Annotated in this window: 19 protein-coding genes and 1 tRNA gene; 11 read left to right on the top strand and 9 right to left on the bottom strand. The window is 57.6% G+C overall.

The features are described 5' to 3' along the window. Positions 1-64: 64 nt before the first annotated feature. Complete coding sequence (locus KHA73_RS17180) at positions 65-589, top strand: cytochrome b (RefSeq protein WP_234585603.1); 525 nt, start codon at positions 65-67, stop codon at positions 587-589. A gap of 69 nt (positions 590-658) precedes the next feature. Here the strand turns inward: KHA73_RS17180 and ypdK are convergent, their stop codons facing one another. Together ypdK and KHA73_RS17170 are read right to left on the bottom strand one after the other, a co-directional pair. Next, a complete protein-coding gene (gene ypdK, locus KHA73_RS17175) occupies positions 659-733 on the bottom strand; it encodes a membrane protein YpdK (protein WP_234591314.1) in 75 nt (24 codons plus the stop codon). Positions 734-1,287: 554 nt separating this feature from the next. Beyond that, complete coding sequence (locus tag KHA73_RS17170; RefSeq protein WP_234585602.1) at positions 1,288-1,731, bottom strand: type II toxin-antitoxin system HicB family antitoxin; 444 nt, start codon at positions 1,729-1,731, stop codon at positions 1,288-1,290. 505 nt (positions 1,732-2,236) lie between these two features. On the opposite strand from KHA73_RS17170, the gene pgaA reads away from it, so the two are divergent. Genes pgaA through pgaD form a run of 4 tightly spaced genes read left to right on the top strand, consistent with a single transcriptional unit; the run spans position 2,237 to position 8,466 of the window. Beyond that, positions 2,237-4,687, top strand: coding sequence for a poly-beta-1,6 N-acetyl-D-glucosamine export porin PgaA (pgaA, locus tag KHA73_RS17165; RefSeq protein WP_234585601.1), 2,451 nt, complete (start codon positions 2,237-2,239; stop codon positions 4,685-4,687). Between the two features lie 10 nt (positions 4,688-4,697). Beyond that, positions 4,698-6,704 (top strand): poly-beta-1,6-N-acetyl-D-glucosamine N-deacetylase PgaB, encoded by a 2,007-nt coding sequence (pgaB, locus tag KHA73_RS17160; RefSeq protein WP_234585600.1) that lies wholly within the window; start codon positions 4,698-4,700, stop codon positions 6,702-6,704. Continuing rightward, complete coding sequence (gene pgaC / locus KHA73_RS17155; protein ID WP_234585599.1) at positions 6,701-8,035, top strand: poly-beta-1,6-N-acetyl-D-glucosamine synthase; 1,335 nt, start codon at positions 6,701-6,703, stop codon at positions 8,033-8,035. Before pgaB ends, pgaC begins: the two co-directional genes overlap by 4 nt. Next, positions 8,032-8,466, top strand: a complete 435-nt coding sequence (gene pgaD / locus KHA73_RS17150; RefSeq protein WP_234585598.1) for a poly-beta-1,6-N-acetyl-D-glucosamine biosynthesis protein PgaD — start codon at positions 8,032-8,034, stop codon at positions 8,464-8,466. Before pgaC ends, pgaD begins: the two co-directional genes overlap by 4 nt. Here pgaD and KHA73_RS17145 read toward each other — a convergent pair. Next, complete coding sequence (locus KHA73_RS17145) at positions 8,463-8,915, bottom strand: hypothetical protein (RefSeq protein WP_234585597.1); 453 nt, start codon at positions 8,913-8,915, stop codon at positions 8,463-8,465. The two genes, pgaD and KHA73_RS17145, sit on opposite strands and share 4 nt — an antisense overlap. A gap of 289 nt (positions 8,916-9,204) precedes the next feature. On the opposite strand from KHA73_RS17145, the gene mltB reads away from it, so the two are divergent. Beyond that, positions 9,205-10,293 carry a lytic murein transglycosylase B gene (gene mltB, locus KHA73_RS17140; RefSeq protein WP_234585596.1) on the top strand — a complete coding sequence of 363 codons (1,089 nt, stop codon included), beginning with the start codon at positions 9,205-9,207 and terminating at the stop codon, positions 10,291-10,293. A gap of 56 nt (positions 10,294-10,349) precedes the next feature. Here mltB and KHA73_RS17135 read toward each other — a convergent pair whose 3' ends face one another. Then, positions 10,350-11,501: a porin gene (locus KHA73_RS17135; protein WP_234585595.1), complete on the bottom strand. Its 1,152-nt coding sequence runs from the start codon at positions 11,499-11,501 to the stop codon at positions 10,350-10,352. A gap of 382 nt (positions 11,502-11,883) precedes the next feature. On the opposite strand from KHA73_RS17135, the gene KHA73_RS17130 reads away from it, so the two are divergent. The 3 genes from KHA73_RS17130 (at position 11,884) to KHA73_RS17120 (ending at position 13,495) form a co-directional block, all read left to right on the top strand. Beyond that, a complete protein-coding gene (locus KHA73_RS17130) occupies positions 11,884-12,174 on the top strand; it encodes a hypothetical protein (RefSeq protein ID WP_234585594.1) in 291 nt (96 codons plus the stop codon). Between the two features lie 94 nt (positions 12,175-12,268). Further along, a complete protein-coding gene (locus KHA73_RS17125) occupies positions 12,269-13,192 on the top strand; it encodes a DMT family transporter (protein WP_234585593.1) in 924 nt (307 codons plus the stop codon). Positions 13,193-13,195: 3 nt separating this feature from the next. Further along, positions 13,196-13,495, top strand: coding sequence for a hypothetical protein (locus KHA73_RS17120; RefSeq protein WP_234585592.1), 300 nt, complete (start codon positions 13,196-13,198; stop codon positions 13,493-13,495). Positions 13,496-13,531: 36 nt separating this feature from the next. Here the strand turns inward: KHA73_RS17120 and dsdC are convergent, their stop codons facing one another. The 3 genes from dsdC to KHA73_RS17105 form a co-directional block, all read right to left on the bottom strand. Further along, the gene (gene dsdC / locus KHA73_RS17115; RefSeq protein ID WP_234585591.1) at positions 13,532-14,461 is read right to left on the bottom strand and encodes a DNA-binding transcriptional regulator DsdC; all 930 of its coding nucleotides are present in this window, start codon (positions 14,459-14,461) and stop codon (positions 13,532-13,534) included. A 205-nt stretch (positions 14,462-14,666) separates the two neighbouring features. Continuing rightward, complete coding sequence (locus KHA73_RS17110) at positions 14,667-14,918, bottom strand: CsbD family protein (RefSeq protein ID WP_234585590.1); 252 nt, start codon at positions 14,916-14,918, stop codon at positions 14,667-14,669. A 132-nt stretch (positions 14,919-15,050) separates the two neighbouring features. Beyond that, positions 15,051-16,547, bottom strand: a complete 1,497-nt coding sequence (locus KHA73_RS17105; RefSeq protein WP_234585589.1) for a helix-turn-helix transcriptional regulator — start codon at positions 16,545-16,547, stop codon at positions 15,051-15,053. 226 nt (positions 16,548-16,773) lie between these two features. On the opposite strand from KHA73_RS17105, the gene KHA73_RS17100 reads away from it, so the two are divergent. After that, a complete protein-coding gene (locus KHA73_RS17100; RefSeq protein ID WP_234585588.1) occupies positions 16,774-17,745 on the top strand; it encodes a hypothetical protein in 972 nt (323 codons plus the stop codon). Position 17,746: 1 nt separating this feature from the next. Next, positions 17,747-17,968, top strand: coding sequence for a hypothetical protein (locus KHA73_RS17095; RefSeq protein WP_234585587.1), 222 nt, complete (start codon positions 17,747-17,749; stop codon positions 17,966-17,968). A 146-nt stretch (positions 17,969-18,114) separates the two neighbouring features. Here KHA73_RS17095 and KHA73_RS17090 read toward each other — a convergent pair. Together KHA73_RS17090 and KHA73_RS17085 are read right to left on the bottom strand one after the other, a co-directional pair. After that, positions 18,115-18,189, bottom strand: a tRNA-Arg gene (locus KHA73_RS17090). A 129-nt stretch (positions 18,190-18,318) separates the two neighbouring features. Continuing rightward, positions 18,319-19,248, bottom strand: a complete 930-nt coding sequence (locus KHA73_RS17085) for a formate/nitrite transporter family protein (protein ID WP_234585586.1) — start codon at positions 19,246-19,248, stop codon at positions 18,319-18,321. Positions 19,249-19,452: the final 204 nt, after the last annotated feature.

The following is a 19,452-nucleotide window of genomic DNA, read 5'->3' as shown; positions in this document are numbered from 1 at the left end:
TTTTCTTCATTATTTCCCCATTATGCTCATCTAATCTTGATTTTATTTTCTTTGGAAATAATCGATGAGCAACCGCTACGCGAGATCGCAAATCGCTTTGCACTGGCTGACGCTGCTGATGGTGATCCTCACCTACGCGGCGATGCTGCTGAAGGACAGCGTGCCTGACTCCTTGGCGCCGGTGGTGAAAAACCTGCACTTCAACTTCGGCGTTTCGGTATTTGCACTGATGTTCGTCAGGTTGATTCTGCGCTATTTCATGATGACGCCGGCTATCACGCCGCTGCTGGAAGAGTGGCAGGATATAGGCGCTAAAATTTTCCACTGGCTGCTGTATGTGGTGTTTCTGGCGCTGCCGGTGCTGGGGGTGTTGGCGCTGGCCTACGGCGGGAAGCATTGGGTTTTGCTGGGCTGGCAGGTGCCGCAGTGGGTAACGCCGGATCCGGTGATGCGCCGGCTGATCAGAACCACGCACGAAACCTTGGCCAACGTCGGTTACTTCATTATTTCCGCACACGCCCTGGCGGCGCTGTACCACCACTATGTGCGCAAGGACGACACGTTGCGCCGCATGATGCCGGGCAAATAATCGTCGGCGGCGGAAACAACAAAGGGACGCAGATGCGTCCCTTTATTTGTGTACCTGGTCAGGCTGCCGTTAGGAAACCATCAGCATGAAGGTGCCAATCCATGCAAACAACATGAATGAAACGCCCATCAAAAAATATTTCACTGAACAACTCCCATTTGGAGTTCCTCGCCAGCAATGATCCCGATTGTTGTGCTGAGTGTTTTATGGTCAATCCGCAGTGGCCCGGCGGGTTCTTCAATCAGAAAGAACAACGTCCCTGACCGCGGATTGTCCGGTTGCCGTGTTTCATCGCCCGTGAGGTAAAATCTGAAACACGACAGGATCGGCGCTAATGTACTCCCAATGCCCGAGTGATTTCAATACTGTGTTTTTGATCACATTTTTTGGCTGTTTTTTAACCACCCATTGCTGTTTTTAAAGGCTTTTTATTTTCATCCTCGGCAGGGGCAATGGGGGATAGCCCGCTGCTGCGGGCTTTTTAATCAGGTATGCTGCGATGTTGTGGAAGGGGGCCTAGGCGACGGCGTTGATGCCGGTCAGCAGCATGACCCAGAAGACAAAGCAAGACAGCAGAATAACGGTCCAAATGTTACGGCGATTCCACTCCATTTTAAGCCTTCATGGTTACTGTTGGTGATTGGGTAACCATCACATCGGCGTAAATTGGCGGAAATTTAGCCCTGGCGGACAATATTTTACTGGCCGCGGTTTATTTCCATTACCGCCGTGCGCACTTCATAGCCCAACAGGTACAGCGCCTGTTCCAGCGCCTCGACTTTTGAGGCATAGCTCACGTCCAGCAAACGATCCATCTGGCCGCCGTTAAAACCCAGCCTGCGCGCCAGGTCCGCCTTGGCGATGCCATTGGCCAGCATGATGTTATGCAGCTCCAGCTTGAGCCTGACCAGCACCGGCAGATGCACCGCCAGCTCTTCCGCCTGCCGGGGGGAGGGTGCGGGTATTTCGCGTCCTTCGTCCATGGCGACGGCGATGGCGGTCAGCAAGCCTTCCTGCGCTTCCAGTTCGACGTCTTCACGCTTGTAGCAGGCTGCGCGCTGTTCGGGGAAATCGCGAAAGCCAATCTGCCAGGCGTCGCTGTCATGATCAAAGGCGTAATGGGCGGAATAATCGCAAGGCATGGTGGTTCCTGAGTAGCGCATGAATGATGCAGTATTGTGACGGCTTGGCCGGCAGATAGCCAGCGCGGCTAAATTCTGCCGGCATTGCCGGGCGAAAATACGCTGCGTAGCGGTAAGGAAATAAAATAAGAAAACATCAAGGAAAGCGTTTTATGCCAGGGTGATAATTACGGTATTGGTAGATTAGATAAAATAGTTTACGGGTTTTTATATGATTTCATATTGTTTTTTTTAATTCACAAAAATAAATTACCTATTGATTTTAAATGATTTTATTTCAATGTTTTACTGGTTTTTTATTGTCGGTTCATGTGTTTATAAAAGTGTTTCTTTAATTTTCGTGTCAATTCCCATGTTTATAAAATAGTCTTTCCTTACCTCGTTATCTTCTTTTATTGGGAATTTGCCTAAGACTGTTTATTGCCGTTTGGCCATTTTTCGGGTGCCAATTTTCACTCTCCCGAATTGCATCAAGGAAGTCACATCAGGATTAAAGGAATATTCCGTGCCTAAAGTTAACCCTCGCTTACGCCGGTTGGGTGAGCGATACCCAATCAAATATGCCGCGTCGTTGTTGTTTATCGGTTTGGCTCTGCCGCCAGGTGCGCTGGCGGATGAACATTACGACGGGCTGATTCGTCAGGCCCGGGCGGGCAATACCGGCCCGGTATTGGCGTATTTGTCGCAGCGGCGCGCCCACGATGGATTGAACCCGCAGCAGCAGGCCGACTTTATTCAGGTGGCCGGCTGGGCGGGGCGCGATCAAGAGATTGTCGATCTTTGGCAGGCCGACGGCGCCTCGCTGCCGCGGGATGCCGCCAGCCTGGCGGCGGTGGCCCGTGCCTACCGCAACCTGAAACAGTGGCCGCCTTCGCTGCGGCTGTGGCGCGCGGCGTTGCGGCAGACCCCGGCCGACGCAGGGCTGCAGCGCGGCTATGTGATGACGCTGGCGGACGCCGGGCAGGATCTGCAGGCGCAGGCGGAAGCGGCCAGGTTGAACGGCAGGCTCGATCCGGCCGCCTATTATCTGACGCGCGCTTACGTCGACAAAGCGGGAGGCCGCCCCTGGGCGGCGCTGGAAAACGCCACCCGCGCCCGTACGCTGGCGCCTGCGGACGACGGTATCCGGCAATATTACGTCACGCTGCTGGCGGCCAATCGGGTGGCCGGCCCCGCGCTGGTCGAGGGGGCATCGCTACCGGCGGACCAGCTGCGCCGCCTGCAGGCGGATGAAGCCGCCGAGCTGGTGCGTTTGTCGTTTGTTGAATCGCGTGGTGAACAACAGCGTTTCACCCTTGCCGATCGCGCATTGGCGCGCTACGACCAACTGCTGGCGCAATGGCGCACGTTGCCGGACGCGCAGGTCAACTATCAGCAGGCGCGTATCGACAGGCTTGGGGCGCTGCTGGCCCGCTCCCGCATGGCGGACGTGGTCGCCGATTACCAGGCGCTGCTGGCGGAAGGGCGCCCGGTACCGGATTACGCGCAGCGCTGGGCGGCTTCCGCCTATCTTTATTTGCGTCAGCCGGACCAGGCGCAGGCCATTTTCAGCCGGCTGAACGCGGCTGCGCCGCAGAGAAGCGGCATTGGCGCGCAAACCGAACTGTTCTACGCGCAGGCGGAAAATGAGCAGATCGATCGGGCGGCGCTGCTTGCCCAACGCGCCAGCCAGCAATATCCCTATTTTGTGCGGCTCTATCGGCTGCCGACGCTGACGTATAACGACGACTGGCTGGCCGCGCAAATTTTGCGGCAGCAGGCGCTGATTTATCAACGTGACCTGCCGGAGGCAGAACGGCACATCACGCATCTGGCGCGTACGGCGCCCGGCAACCAGGGATTGCGCATCGCGCTGGCCGGTGTTTATCAGGCGCGCGGCTGGCCGCGGCGCGCGGAAGAGGAATTAAAACAGGTTGAAGGTTTGGATCCGCGCAGCCTGGCGCTCGAAATTCAGCAGGGCTATGTCGCACAGGATTTGCAGGAGTGGCGGCAGATGGACCTGCTGGCGGACGATGTAATGCGACGCGCGCCGGAAAGCGTCGCCTCGCAGCAGCTTGAGCGTTCGCGCCGTATTCATCATATGTCTGAATTGCGCGTCAGCGGCAATCAGGGCATCGATTCCGATGGCCCAATCAGCGGCACCCATGATTTTGGCCTGCGCGCCGCACTCTATTCAGCGCCGATTGACGACAACTGGCGGCTGTTCACCGGCTGGGGCTTTACCACTGGCCAGTTTACCGAAGGGAAGGGCATCAACCGCGATCTCAGCGCCGGGGCCGAGTGGCGTTCGCGCGACGGCTGGCTGGAGGCGGAAGTGGCCAACCGCAATTTCGGCCACGGCAATCAGCTTGGCCTGCGGCTTTCCGGCTGGCATGACGTTAACGACCAGTGGCGCATCGGCGGCGCCGTCGCGCGGCTGTCGGCGGACACCCCGCTGCGCGCCATGACCAACGGCATCAGCGCCAACGGCGGCAACCTGTGGCTGCGTTGGCAGCAAAATGAAAGCCGCGAGCTGCGCGCCAGCGTGGCGCCATCGCACTTTTCCGACGGCAACAACCGCCTGGAATACGGCGTGGAAGGACGCCAGCGTTTGCTGGCCGGCGGCCGCTATACGCTGGACATGAACCTGACGCTGGCCGGCAGCCGCAACAGCCTGGACGACGCGCCTTACTACAACCCTAAAAGCGATTTTACGCTGATGCCGTCGGTAACGCTCGATAGCGTGCTGTATCGCCATTATCAAACGCAATGGAGCCAGCAGATTCAGGCCGGCGCCGGCAGCTATTGGCAACAAGATTATGCGCGTAAAGCGATCACCCAACTGGGCTACGGACAGCGTATCGGCTGGGGCGGGGTATTGGACGCCGGCGCCATGCTGCAATGGGAGAAACACCCGTACGACGGCAAGCGCGAGCGCAACATCAGCCTGACTTTCGATCTGAATTATCGTTTTTAAAGGAATAATTATGCTTTTTCGATCATCGCTTTTACTGCTGGGCGCGCTGCTGAGCAACGCCTGCAGCCAGACGGATGCGCCGCACTTCACGCCGCCGGCGGAGCGCCCGGTGGCGGCTGACGAACGGCCCTGGCCGGCGAATCAGTACATGGTGCTGGCCTATCACGACGTGGAGGATGGCCCGGCGGATCAGCGTTACCTGTCGGTGCGCACCAGCGCGCTGAACGAGCAGTTCTCCTGGTTGAAACAAAACGGCTACCAGCCGGTGTCGGTCGAGCAAATTCTCGCCGCGCAGCATGGCGGCGCGCCGCTGCCGGCGAAAGCGGTGCTGCTGAGCTTCGACGACGGTTACAGCAGCTTCTACAGCCGGGTTTTCCCGCTGCTGAAAGCCTATAACTGGCCGGCGCTGTTGGCGCCGGTGGGCGCCTGGCTGGATGCGCCGGCGGACAAGCCGGTGGACTTCGGCGGCCTGATCACCCCGCGCGACCGTTTTCTCACCTGGGCGCAGGTGAGCGAGCTGGCGGCATCGGGGCTGGTGGAGATTGGCGCGCACACCTATGCCTCCCACTATGGCGTCGTCGCCAACCCGCAGGGCAATACCGAGCCGGCGGTGGCCAACCGCCGCTATGACGGCAAAACCTCGCGTTACGAAACCGAGGACGAATTTCGCCGGCGCATTGAGAAAGACGTCGAGCTGATTACCCGGCGCATTACCGCCGCGACCGGCAAAGCGCCGCGGGTGTGGGTATGGCCGTACGGCGCAGCCGGCGGCGTGGCGCTTGATATCATCCGCCGCCAGGGTTATCGCATGGCGATGACCCTGGAGAGCGGCCTGGGCGACGTGAATGTGCCCGATAACGTACCGCGCATGCTGGTAGCCAATAACCCCACGCTGGCCAGCTTTGCCCAGCAGGTGACTCAGATCCAGGCCCAATTGATGATGCGGGTGGCGCATGTGGATCTGGACTATCTCTACGATCCCGATCCGCAACAGCAGGCCAAAAATCTCGATAAGCTGATCCAGCGCGTTTTCGATCTGCGCATCAATACCGTGTTCCTGCAGGCGTTTGCCGACCCGAAAGGCAACGGCAATGTCAGCGAGGTTTACTTCCCCAATCGCTGGCTGCCGATGAAAGCCGATTTGTTCAACCGGGTTGCCTGGCAGCTGACTTCGCGCACTGGCGCGAAAGTTTACGCCTGGATGCCGGTGCTGGCGTACGAGCTGGGGCCGGATGTGCCGCGGGTGCAGCGCATCGATCCGCAGAGCGGCGCGATTTCCGTCGACGACAAGCAGTACCGCCGCCTGTCGCCGTTCAGCCCGACGGCGCGCCAACGCATCACCGAGATCTACGAGGATCTGGCCGCGCACGCCAGTTTCCAGGGGATCTTATTCCACGACGATGCGCTGCTGTCCGATTATGAGGACGCCGGCCCGGATGCCCTGGCGGCTTACCGCGCCGCCGGTTTTGCTGATTCGATCGCGGCCATTCGCCAGGACCCGCAGGCCTTTGCCCGCTGGACGCGTTTTAAAAGCAGGGCGTTGATCGATTTCACGCAAACCCTGACCGCGCGGGTTCACGCCATTCGCGGCCCGCAGGTGAAAACCGCCCGCAACATTTACGCTATGCCGATCCTCGATCCCGCCAGCGAAGCCTGGTTTGCGCAGAATCTGGCCGACTTCCTGCAGGCCTATGACTGGGTGGCGCCGATGGCCATGCCGCTGATGGAGAACGTGCCGCGCGACGAGAGCGCGCGCTGGCTGGATCTGTTGGTCGGCAAAGTGGCGGCCTATCCTGGCGCGCTCGGCAAGACGGTGTTCGAGCTGCAGGCGGTCGACTGGCGGCAAACGCGGCAGATCCCGCTGGAGGATGGCCAACAGCTGGCCGAATGGATGCGTCGTCTGCAGCGCAACGGCGCGCAGAACTTTGGTTATTACCCTGACAACTTCCTGGAGAACCGGCCGAAGCTTGAAGCCGTGCGCCCGGTGTTGTCATCTGCCTGGTTCCCACTGCCATGACCGATCGTTTAATTGCGTTATTCATCCTGTGTTTGGTGTTGAGCGTGCCCTTTGGCATCGTGCTGCTGTTTACCGGCGAGATGCTGCTCAACTTCGTGTTTTTCTGGCCGCTGTTTATGTCCGGCATTTGGATCACCGGCGGCATTTATTTCTGGCTGCACCGCGAACGCCACTGGCGCTGGCATCCCGATATGCCGCCGCCCGAGCTGCCGGGCAACCCGTCGATCAGCATTCTGGTTCCCTGCTTCAATGAGGGGTTGAACGCGCGCGAGACGCTTTCGGCGGCGCTGGCCCAGCGTTACCCGAATATTGAAGTGATCGCCATCAACGACGGCTCCAGCGATGACACCGCCGAGGTGCTGGATCAGCTGGCGTTGGAGTTCCCCCGCCTGCGGGTGATCCATCTGGCGCAGAATCAGGGCAAGGCCATCGCCCTGCAGGCCGGCGCGGCGGCGGCGCACAGCGAATATCTGGTGTGCATCGACGGCGATGCGCTGCTGGATCGCGATGCGGCCGCCTATCTGGTGGCGCCGATGCTGACCAACCCGCACGTCGGCGCGGTGACCGGCAACCCGCGCATTCGCACGCGCTCTACGCTGATTGGGCGCATTCAGGTCGGCGAGTTTTCTTCGATTATCGGTTTGATCAAGCGCACGCAGCGCGTTTACGGCCGGCTGTTTACCGTTTCCGGCGTGGTGGCGGCGTTTCGCAAACAGGCGCTTACCGACGTCGGCTACTGGAGCCAGGACATGATCACCGAAGACATTGACATCAGCTGGAAACTGCAGCTGAAGCACTGGGCGATATTCTTCGAACCGCGGGCGCTGTGCTGGATCCTGATGCCGGAAACGCTGCGCGGGCTGTGGAAACAGCGCCTGCGCTGGGCGCAGGGCGGCGCCGAGGTGTTTCTGAAAAACCTGCGCAACCTGTGGGCGTGGGAACACCGCCATATGTGGCTGCTGTTCGCCGAATATTGTCTTTCCACGCTGTGGGCGTTTACTTACCTGGTCAGCGTGCTGATTTTCCTGGTCGGGTTGGTGGTGCCGCTGCCTGAAGGCATTCGCATTCACTCCCTGCTGACGCCGGCCTTCACCGGCCTGGTGTTGGGCGTGGTGTGCCTGTTGCAGTTCGCCGTCAGCCTGATGCTGGAGCGCCGCTATGAAAAACGCTTCGGTCGTTCGCTGTTTTGGATCATCTGGTATCCGCTGGTGTATTGGCTGCTCAGCTTGCTGACCACGCTGGTGGCTTTTTCCAAAGTGATGTTGAGAGCCCGACGCGGACGTGCGCGTTGGATTAGCCCGGATCGGGGCATAGGGAGGATAAAAGAGTGACGGAGATACTGATTTATTCTGCGCGCGGCTGGCTGCCGCGCATGATCGACGGGCTGCTGACGCTGTTCGCCTGGTGCGGTTTCCTGTACCTGTTCAGCCGGGGCCTGGTGTCGGTTATGGAACAGCACGGGCCGAATTCCGCGTTGTCTTTGCTGCAGGTTATTTCGTTGTACATCGTGGTGGCGCTGTTTAATGCCTTTACCCTGATCGCCTGGGCCAAGTACAACCAGTATTTTTCACGCCGCAGAGCGGCCGGCCGCTGGCGGGCGCAGATACCCAATACCCGCATCAGCTACATCACCCCGGAACTGACCGGGCAATTGAAACGTCTGTCCAACGCCGTGGTTTTCCACAATAGCGGCGGCGGCATCAGCCAGGTTAGCGCCAGGCTGGCGGAAATGGCCGATGACAAGGTGGTGCAACTGCGTTAATCCGCGCTGCCGTTCACCTTGCGGGCGAAGAGGTTGGGCGGCAGCAGCAGGGCGCACAGCACGCCAATCAGGCTGACTATCGGCAGCCAGCGCTGCACGGGGCCGGGATGGTAGTTATTAACGACGCCGCAGAAGTACATCGCCAGCGCCAACAACCAGCCGGGCAGGGCGACATCGTTGAGCCGAAAGGCGGTTCTGGCGACAAACCAGGCAATCAGGCTGAGCCAAACCAGCGACCACAGCATGATGCACAGCAGATACAGCAGGACCGAGAAAAATTCCTGGGTATCCCCTTGCGCATGGGTGCGGAAGTGATTTTTATCCAGATAAGGCGACAGCAACGGCAGCAACGTGATGCCGGCGGCAAAAAAGATCAGCGAAAAAAGATAACGCTTGCGCGCAATGCGGCGGGTAAACAGGTCTTTGGCGATTTGTCCGAGAGAGTCCAAGATAACAGTCCGCTGTGGAGAAAAGCGCGAAAAAGGCCGGCTTCGGCCTTAAAACTGCCGCGCATTGTAAAGATATTGCCGCAAAATTCAAGGTGATAACCTTTATCATTTACCTGCGGTTGAGGTTGCTTCTTTACATCAAGTGGCCGTCCTGTTCCGAGCAATGCATCACAATTTTGTGCTTTTAGCCTTCTGAGCCGATGATTGACGACATAATCCTGTTTGTTCGCGTTGAACAATGCATTAACATAACCTCCAGTTATTTCTTGCACAGTTATATGGATATCCGATGCGTCAACTGGTTGCTCTTTTACCTCTGATTACCTTGCTTGCTGCCTGCAGCAGCACACCTAAACCCAGCGCGACGGCCACGCCTCAGAGCACCGGGGTGAAGGGCGGCTTTTTGCTGACGCCGGCCCATAGCGGCGTGCCTTTGGGCGGCGATTTCGCCAATAACCCGAATACCGCGCGTTTTATCGATAAAATGGTGCAGGAGCACGGTTTTGATCGCCAGCAGCTGCATGACGTGCTGGCGCAGGCCCGGCGGTTGGACTCTGTGCTGCGGCTGATGGATCGCCAGGCGCCAACCCCGAGCACGCAGGGGCCAACCGGACCAAACGGCTCCTGGCTGCGCTATCGCAACAAGTTCATCACGCCGGATAACGTGCAAAACGGCGTCGTCTTCTGGAATCAATATCAGGACGCACTACAGCGCGCCTGGCAGGTTTACGGCGTGCCGCCTGAGATAGTCGTCGGCATTATCGGCGTAGAGACCCGCTGGGGGCGCGTCATGGGCAAAACCCGCATTATCGACGCCCTGGCGACGCTGGCCTTCGACTACCCGCGCCGCGCCGATTACTTCGCCGGCGAACTGGAAACCTTCTTGCTGATGTCGCGCACTGAAGGGGACGATCCGCTGGAACTGCGCGGTTCATTTGCCGGCGCCATGGGGTATGGCCAGTTCATGCCTTCTTCCTTCAAAAGCTACGCGGTTGACTTCAACGGTGACGGCCACATCAACCTGTGGGATCCGGTGGACGCCATCGGCAGCGTCGCCAATTACTTCAAGGCGCACGGCTGGGCCAAGGGCGAACCGGTGGCGATACAGGCCAACGGCCAGGCTCCTGGGCTGGAAAACGGCTTCAAGACCCGCTACTCGATCGCCAGCCTGGCGGCGGCAGGGCTGAGCCCGCAGGGATCGCTGGGCGACAACCAGGAGGCCAGCCTGCTGCGCCTGGATATCGGCACCGGCTATCAGTACTGGTATGGTTTGCCTAACTTTTACACCATCACCCGCTACAACCACAGCACCCATTATGCGATGGCGGTGTGGCAGTTGGGTGAGGCGGTGGGGCGCTCGGCGCGCGGTGGGTTCTGACGCCGCAGCAAAAATAAAAAAGGCCGCTTAAGCGGCCTTTTTCATATCGCCAGCGTTTAGAAATCGTAACGCAGGCGCACCAGCGTCATGTCGCCGAGGTTATCGGTGCTTGAGGTCAGCACGTGTTCCACGTCTACGCGGAAGCCGTAATCAAACTGCAGAGTCACCCCGAGCCCGTTGTCGATACGCTGATAGTTGCGGCCGCTGACGTACTCCAGGCGGTCGCCCATAAAGTACGGCATCACGGATTTCACCGCGTACTGGCCAACCGGTACGGTATAACCGGCCAGGTATTCAATGCCCCAGGCGTCGCCGGCGAAGTAGTTATCCACGTCGGCTTTCTTGGTGGTCAGGAAGTTGTTGTACCAACCGCCGCCGAAGGTCAGCGTCCAGTTGTCCGGTTTCCAACTGATGGCCGTGCCCAGAATGTTCTGGTCATAACTCTTGGCGCCGCTGGTGGACGGATTGCGCATTTCGGCGCGGGTGTAGTTCCAGGCGGCGCCCCAGGTCAGATCCGGCGTCAGGTGGTAGTCCACGCCCAGTGAACCGCCGCCCTTGCGCTTGTAGCGCAGGCCGTTGCCCGGCAGATATTCGCCGTCGTTGAACAGGTAAGAGGCGTAAACATCCGCGTCGCCGAAGCTGTTTTTATACTTCAGCATCTTGCGGGAGCGGTAAGAACCGTCGTAGTCGCCGTTGATGCCGTTCCCCGGCGCCTGGGCTAGCATGTCGTAGTCCCAGATATCGGTTTTTACGCCGACCACATCATAGTAAACGCTGTTTTGCTGGCCAAAGGTCAGTTGGCCCCAGGTTTTGCTTTTCAGCCCGGTATACAGCATGCGGCGGCTGGTGTTGTTAGCGCCGTCGGCATAGTGGTGATCCCAGTCGAACAGCGCGGGAATATTCACGCCCAGCTCGTAGTAGCTGATCCAGCTGATGTCGTCGAACAGGTAGTAGTCCGCGGCAAAGCGGAAGCGGGTGCCGCCGTCAAAGCCGTTACGCTTGTATGAACCTTTGTCGCCGTCGCCGGTCATCATGTTGAACTGCGGGCGAATACTGCCGCCGACGGTAAAGTTGAGCCGGCTCAGCGGATCGCCGGCCTGCGGATCTTGCTTCAGCAGGGTGATTTCTGCCTGAGCGGCGAAAGAGGCGCTGCCGACCGCCAGCCCCAGCGCCACCGCCTGAGTTAATGCGCGCAATTTAATTGTCATGTGTTATCCCTGTTATCGGTTGTCACCCTCGTCAGCGCCGCCATGCCGATATTCCGCGCAAAAAGCTGAGTTTTTGTGCGGTTGGGTGGTTTTTTTGATGTTTTTGAAGCGGAAGGCATGTGTAACACAAGCGGCGACATAAAAAGTTACTTTTCTTGCTAATTATTTGTTCCGTTTTTAATCAGCTGTGGCGGGGAAGCGGGGGCGCAGCTGCTACGGGAAGGTGCCGGCTGGGCGTTAAAACTCGGATGAATTCATCTAACACAAAGCATTATATATTTCACTTGTCAGAGAATAGCCTATGCCGTGTAATTTAATGGCTCCGACAGGGGCTTTATTTTAAATGTGTAAGGTCGTGATTTAATAATGCCTGGAGGTTATTGTGAAAGGATTTTTAGCGTTGGTTATCAGCTTTTTCTCCTTGCCGCTGCTGGCGGCTGAGTCGCACGTGTGTCAGTCTCAAGCTTATGATTATGCAGAGGTTAGTAAATTGAGGCTGAGTGACGACACGGCATTTAGCTGCCGTGGCATTGGCCGGCTGACGATTCCTGAATTGGCGAAAAAAGGCTGGAAGGTTATTCACCTGGCGCAGCAGACCGAATATACCTCCGAGACTAATAGCAACGATGAAGTGATTAAGATGTATCAGGAAATCGTGGTTTATAAAGAATAATTTCAGCATCAAATTTTAATTCATCCCCTATTACCGTTTTTATTTGCGGTGAGGGACAGCCGCGTTTTAAACGGCGCGGTATGCGGGAGCAACGATGAACGCCAGAAACAGCATAGACAGCAGAGCCGCAGCCGCCATGGTGATGATATGCGCCATCTGGGGGTTGCAACAGGTGGCCATTAAGGCCGCCGAACCGGACATTTCATCGGTATTGCAGATTGCCATCAGATCGAGCGTCGCGGCCCTGGCGGTTTATCTGTTAGCGCGCTTCAGAGGCGAAAAGTTTCGCCTCGACCGCCCGACGCTGCTGGCCGGTATCAGCGTCGGTATGCTGTTTGCGTTAGAGTTCTTTTTGGTATCCGCAGGGCTGCGTTATACCAGCGCCTCGCACATGGCGGTGTTTTTGTATACCGCGCCGTTGTTCTCCGCCATTGGGCTGCATTTTTTTATCCCGCAGGAACGGTTGTCGATTGTCCAGTGGGCCGGCATTGCCATCGCGTTTGGCGGCGTGGTGCTCGCCATCGCCGGCATGGGGGGCGGTTCGGGCGGTGTGAATCAACTCAGAGGCGATATTTACGGCCTGTTGGCGGGATTGTCCTGGGGCGGTTCGACGATCGTTATCCGTACGACCCGTTTGTCTTCCTGTTCATCAAAGCAGACGCTGTTGTTTCAACTGGCGGGCGCGGGCATCTTGTTATCCTTGCTGGCGATGACGGCGGATAACCTCCATTTCAAGCTGAGTGCGGTGGGGTGGGGCAGCCTGATTTTCCAAACGGTGATCGTCTCTTTCATCAGCTATCTGGCCTGGTTTTCCCTGCTGCGCAGCTATCAGGCTTCTTCGTTGGGCATCTTGACCTTTATGACGCCTATCTTCGGCATTTTGGCCGGGGTGGTGATTTTGGGGGAGCCATTGCAGATTGAATTCGTCTTGGGCTCGGTACTGATCGTGCTCGGGCTGATTGTCGTGAGCTGCTCTTATTTATTTTATTTTCACAAGAGGGTTGCACCAAAAATATAAATTATGGATGTTGATGTTCATACCTACCAAATAATCTGCGAAAGCCAATTCACCATCAGCGTGCAAATATCCAAATATGCCTGGGGTTATCCGCTGATAACGCTCAGTGATAATGGTGAGTTTACCGTAGTGAAAAGTACGAAGCGCATGCGGTTAGCCAATAAGATACCGGTTGAGGTCATCAGATTTGCTAATAACTATGCTGTGGCGTGGGATAATAACCGCAAGCATATTTATTATTCAAAGGCCGGACGGTTATACAGCTGCGCGCTTGAGTTTTCTTATGTCCCAAAGAAAAAGTAATCCTGTGCGGGAGGGGGGATTATGCGTTTCCGGCCTTTAGGCCAGAGGCGCTATCTTCATCATCCACTCCTTGAAAGCGACGATCTTTGGCCACTGACGCTCGGATATGGTCGACATAAAGTAGCAATGTTCGCAGGACAGGGTCATGTTATTAAAAGGGATAATCAGCTCACCGCGGGTTATCCAGTCCTGCACCAGATTGAGCCGCCCCATGGCGACGCCAAGATGGCGGGTTGCCGCCAGCACCGCCAGGTCCGAACGGTCGAACTCCATGCTTTTGCTGTCGGTGTCCAGCCCTAAATCGAAATGCTGCGACCAGGTCTGCCACTCGTCTTCGCCGGAGTTGTATCTGTCGTGCAATAGGGTGCAGTGCGCCAGATTTTCCGGTGCGTCGTACAGTTGGTGCGTTTTGGCGTAATGCGGGGTGCAGATCGGCACCATCGACTCCTGCATAAAGGCTTCGTCCAAATGTCTGCCGGACGGCAGCTTGCCAAAATACATCGCCAAATCAACGCCGCGGTTGGCCAGATTGATGATTTCCTGCCCGGTGAGAATGCTCAAATGAATGGTCGGATGCTGGGCGATAAAATCACCGAGCCGCGGCAGCAGCAGGCACTGCACCAGGGAGGGATGCGAGTAAATGGTCAGGGTGCCCGTCAACTCCCGGTTTTTAATGTCCAGGATTTCCTGATTCAGAGTATCGAAGGAGCTGCTGAGCGCCCATTGCATTCGCTCGCCTTCCGGCGTGAGCGTAATTCGCCGGTGGAAACGTTGGAATAACAAAAAGCCCAGCTGCTTTTCGAGTAGGTTAATTCGATGGCTCACCGCGCTGGGGGTGATAGACAGCTCTTCCGCCGCCAGAGAAAAAGATAAATGGCGCGCGACGCATTCAAAAGTATGCAGCCGGGAAAACTGATAGCTGGTTAATGGGCTGGATTTTTGTGCGTGTTTTTTGCTGGGGAACATTATTTTTATCCATGCGAATAATTTATGGATATTAACATTCCGCCAAAAGGAAATAAAACGTGATTTCTCTTATTTTAATTTATTAAATATAATCGGGGGGCTATGTCTGTTGGGCTGATTGGCATTGTGACTGGCGAAATACTGCCCTGGCGAATTCGCCAGAGCAGTGAACGTGCAAATGGACGGCGTTTCCGCCCTTGGCGCGTTAACGGCGGCGCAGCAGCAGGCCCGCCAGCAATCCGACGCCGGCAATGATGGCTACCGTGGCGATCGGGTTTTTCTTGACGGTATCGTTGATGCAGGTCAGGGCATCGCCGTATTTTTCTTGCAGCGCGCCTGCGGCGTAGCGGCCGGCGCCTTCGGCCTGCAGCCGTTCATCCCCGGTTACGTCTCCCGCCAGCTCCTGTGCTCTGCCGACCACTTTGTCCATAACGCCATTGGCTTTTTCGCTGTTCATTATGCTCTCCTGATGTTGGGTCCGTTTTGGCGCCCGCAGAAAGCGGGAGCCTGCATTGATGCTTTGATATTAAGCACTTTATCAAGCGGGCATAAGGTCAGTTTGCATCGGTGCGGCTAGTGCATTTGCAGGTCATTTCCCACCCTTTTGCTGGCGCTCGCCGGCAAACAGCCCGCGTTCCCTGGCCCAAACGATGGCTTCGCTGCGGCTGTGTACGCCGAGTTTGGAATACACCGTAGCCACATGGTTGCGAACGGTATTGAGGGCCAGATCGAGGCGAAGGGCGATCTTTTTGTCCGGCAGGCCCTCGCAGATTAACCCCAACACATCGCGCTCGCGCGCAGTGAGATCGATAAAAGCCAGGCCGGACAGATTGGGTTTGTTGAGGCTTTTCACGTTGGCCAGCTTTTCGAGCAGGGTTTGGCTGAACCAGGAGGCGTCCTGCATCACTTCTTCGATGGCGCTCACCAGTTCAAGCTCCGAGCGTTTGCGCTCGGTAATATCCATCAGCACCAGCAGATAGCAGGGGGTATGGTGAATGCTCACGGCATCGGCGGAGATCATGCAGTCGATGACTTCACCGTTGTTTTTGCGCACGTTGAGATCCTGATGCTTGACGCTGCCGGTTTTTTCCAGGGCGGTAAACAGGCGGCGGCATTCTTCTGGCCCGGAGATAAACGCGATATCGTCGACCGATTTGCCGATGAGCTCTTCTCTGGCGTAGCCGGTGGTCCTGATGAAGGCTTCATTGATGTCCAGCACCTGCTGGTTGTCTGCGGTGCATACCAGGGTGGGCACCGGGCTTAAACGAAAGGATTTGGCGAACCTTTCTTCACTCTCGCGCAATGCCGATTCCGCCTTGCGCCGGGGCTCAAGGTCGGTAAAGGTGAACAGCATGCAGTCGTCTTCGTTGAAGTCCAGCGGCTGGCCGGCGACCACCACCAGTTTGGTTCCGCCGCCAGGCAGTTTCAGCTCGGCTTCCATCTGCGGAATGGTTGCGCCTTCCCCCAGGCGCTGCACCGCCAGCGCCTTATTTTCGGCCTGCTCCAGCACGTCCAGCTCATAAACCGAACGGCCCATGACCTGCTCGCGGGCGTAGCCCGTCATGTCGAGAAAACCCTGATTCACCTTGACGTAGCGCAGGTCGCTCAGGCGGCAAATGACCGCCGGGGCCGGGTTGGCGTTGAAGGTTTTTTCAAAACGCTGCTCGGCGCTGGCCCACTCGGTCGCATCGCTTAAGATCAACGCCAGCAGTTCAGGCTGCCCTTGCCGGTCAACGATTATCAGGCTGCGCAACCGGTGAACCCAGAGGTTATCAGGATCTCCCGCCGGCCTGACTTCGACCACCACGTCGTTGAACTCCTCGCCGTCGGCAAGCCGATTAAGCGGATACTGCGCCAGATCCAGCGGATGGTTGTTGCGATAGCGCAGGGCAAAACGTTGCGCGTACTCCCCGGCATTCGCCCCCAGGGCTTTCAACTGATTCAAACCATGCATATTCAGCGCGGCGTCATTGGCCCACAGGATGGTCTGGTCGGTATCGGTCAGGATCACGCCGTCGGACAAACCGGAGATGATCTGCTGCAGGTGGCTGCGGTTGGTTTCGCTGGCAAGAACGGATTGGCTCATGTGGTCTCCGCAAGACGAGAAGGGGTGGCGCCCTGAGCGGGCAACCGAGAGTGACAGGCTTTACCAAGCAGCATAGTGCGTAACGGATTCATTCGCAGGGTGTGAATGCACTAGCCTCCATGGCGCAAATGAACCGGGACGGTGAGCGGCGCCGCCCGGCAGACTGGTCTGGTCGGTACGGCTTGTCCGCCGTACATACCTGTCCAAGGAAATATAAGGAATAACAATGACCACTGTCTATGAATCAAATCGCTTTGCGTTTCACGTTTCATGGGGCTCGATATTGGCTGGGAGCGCCATAGCGTTGGTGACCTATCTGATATTTAGCGTGCTGGGCACGGCCATCGGCACTGCGGCCGTGGATCCGCTGCAGAAGGGCAATCCCCTGAGCGGCTTCGGTACCGGCGCCGGGATTTGGCTGCTGGTTTCAACGCTGGTTTCTCTGGCCGCAGGCGCATTCGTCGCCGGCAGAACCGCACCCAACCGCGGCGGCCTGCATGGCCTGCTGAGCTGGGCGCTCACCACGTTACTGGTCACCTGGTTGATGATTTCGCTGGCGAGCAGCGTTGTCGGTTTGGCCGGCAGCGCCGTTGGCAAAGGATTATCGCTGGCGGGAAATGGCCTCGCGGCAGCGGCGCCGGCCGTGGGTGGCAGCGTTAAACAGCAGTTGGATAAACAGGGCATCAGCCTGGATTGGGGCAGCCTGGAAAATCAGTTGAATACCACGCTCAAGCAAAGCGGCAAGGCCGAACTGGATCCGTCCAGGCTGGAGCAGAAAACTGACCAGCTCAGCGCGGACGGCAAGCAATCGGCCGCGGATGCCGCCGCCGATCCGGCCCAGGCCGCCGGCGAGCTAAAGCAGTGGTTCGAACGCGTCAAACAGTCCGGCGAACCGGCGCTGAGCGCGGCAGATAAGGACGCGCTGGTGAACATCGTCGCCGCGCGCACCGGCAAGAGCCATGCGGAAGCCGCGCAGATCGTCGACAACTACGCCGAGGCCTACCAGCAGGCGGTGCAGAAGGTTGAAAAACTCAAGGCGCAGGCCGAACAGAAAGCGCGCGAGGCTGCCGACGAGGCCGCTAAGCAACTTTCCCGCGCCGCGTGGGGCTCCCTGTTGATGCTGCTGTTGGGTGCGCTACTGAGCGCCGGCGTAGGCCGGATTGCTGAAGCAACCCGTCGCAGCGTCGCGGTGAGCTGAGATGAAAAAAAATCTATCCTGCATCTCGTTGAACTATCGGAAGGTCGTGGGGGCCTCTGCGCCCGTGCTGGTGATTGATTTCTGCAACGAAAAGAACGAACGCTATACGTTGCGTTACAACCTGCCGCCGGATACGCCGGAGCGCACCGAGCGGCGCGTGTCCTTGCTGCTGTATCTGCTGCGCAAGCAATGGCCCGGCGATATTGACGAGGTGCCGGCATAAACGCCGTTAAACTGAAAACGCCCATGCTGATAAGCGTGGGCTTTTTGCTTTTGGGAATAAGAAAAACGAATAGGAAGAGGCAAGTGCGATTGGCGCGATGATTTTGCAAGAGAGGGGATGTTTACAGGGGGCGATAGACAGCCAAATGGTGTCCCCGACTGGAATCGAACCAGTAACTAGCCCTTAGGAGGGGCTTGTTATATCCGTTTAACTACGGGGACCCTGCGGGCCGGCAACCGAAGCTGCCGGGGCATTATACCTTTTTTTACCCGCAGAATAAGCGCTTAGCGGTTCGTTTGCTCATTCCCTCGCCAATCCGCGCCAAAATATGCTCGCCGGGGCGGCCGCCGTCAGGGTTTTTGCTCCTCGCCGGGCGGTTTTTGCTGCTGCAGCCGTTCTTGCTTATTTTTGGCGCTCATATCGTTGCGGATCTGCGCGTGGCTGATCAGCGCAAAGATAAAGGTGCCGCCAATGATGTTGCCCGCCAGCGTCGGGATGGCGAACGGGTAGAAAAATTCCTGCCAGGGAATAACGCCGTTGAACACCAGATAAAGGATCTCGACCGATCCGACCACGATATGGGTGAGATCGCAGATCGCCACCAGATAGGTCATCAGCACGATCACCCAGATCTTGGCCGCGCCGGCGGAAGGGAACATCCACACCATGGTGGCGATGATCCAACCGGCCAAAATGCCGTTGGCGAACATCTCTGACGGCGAATTCTGCATCACTTCCTGCCCCAGGCTGACGAAGGCGCCGCGGGTCTCGTCGTCGAAAATCGGCATATGAATAAAGGCCAGCGAAGCCAACCCGGTGCCGATCAGGTTGCCGAGCAGCACTACGCCCCACAGGCGCAGCAGGATGAGGAAATTGTTCGGCGTCGGTTTGTGCATGATGGGCAGCACCGCAGTCACGGTATTTTCGGTAAACAGCTGCTGGCGCGCCATGATCACGATGATAAAGCCGAAGGTGTAGCCGATATTCTCAATGAAAAAGCGGCTGGGATCGTCCGGCAGCCTGGCGTGGAAAATTCCCTTCGCCATCAGCGAGGCGCCCATCGACAGCCCGGCGGCGATCGCAGACCACAGCAGCGCCTGCCAGTCGCGCTCCAGCTCTTTTTCGCCCTCCATGCGGATCAGTTCGTGCACCGCCGCCGCGCGTGAGGGCAGATTCTCCTCTTTGACTTCAATCTCGCTTTTGCCTTGTTCATGCTCTTTGCTTTCAACCTGCATCTTCTCGTCGCCTGAATCATTAGGGCGTTTTTCTGCGTCGCTCATGATGTCTTTCCTTATCAAAGGGGGGCGGCCATGCATTAAGCGTAGATGCCCCTGCGGCGAGTGGCGAAAATGCGGCTAAATGCAGAAAAAAGTAACAAGAGTTAAACTTCGGCGGTTTTTTCCGCGTATTGTTGATCCTGCGCGGCATATTGCCCCTTCGGAGCGCCAGCCGCAGGCTGCGTGCGGCGTGGGGCTTATGCTATG

The sequence above is a fragment of the Serratia entomophila genome (genome assembly GCF_021462285.1).
GTDB lineage: Bacteria > Pseudomonadota > Gammaproteobacteria > Enterobacterales > Enterobacteriaceae > Serratia > Serratia entomophila.
The sequence above is the reverse complement of the archived record's forward strand: the minus strand, read 5'-3'. Positions and strand labels throughout refer to the sequence as shown.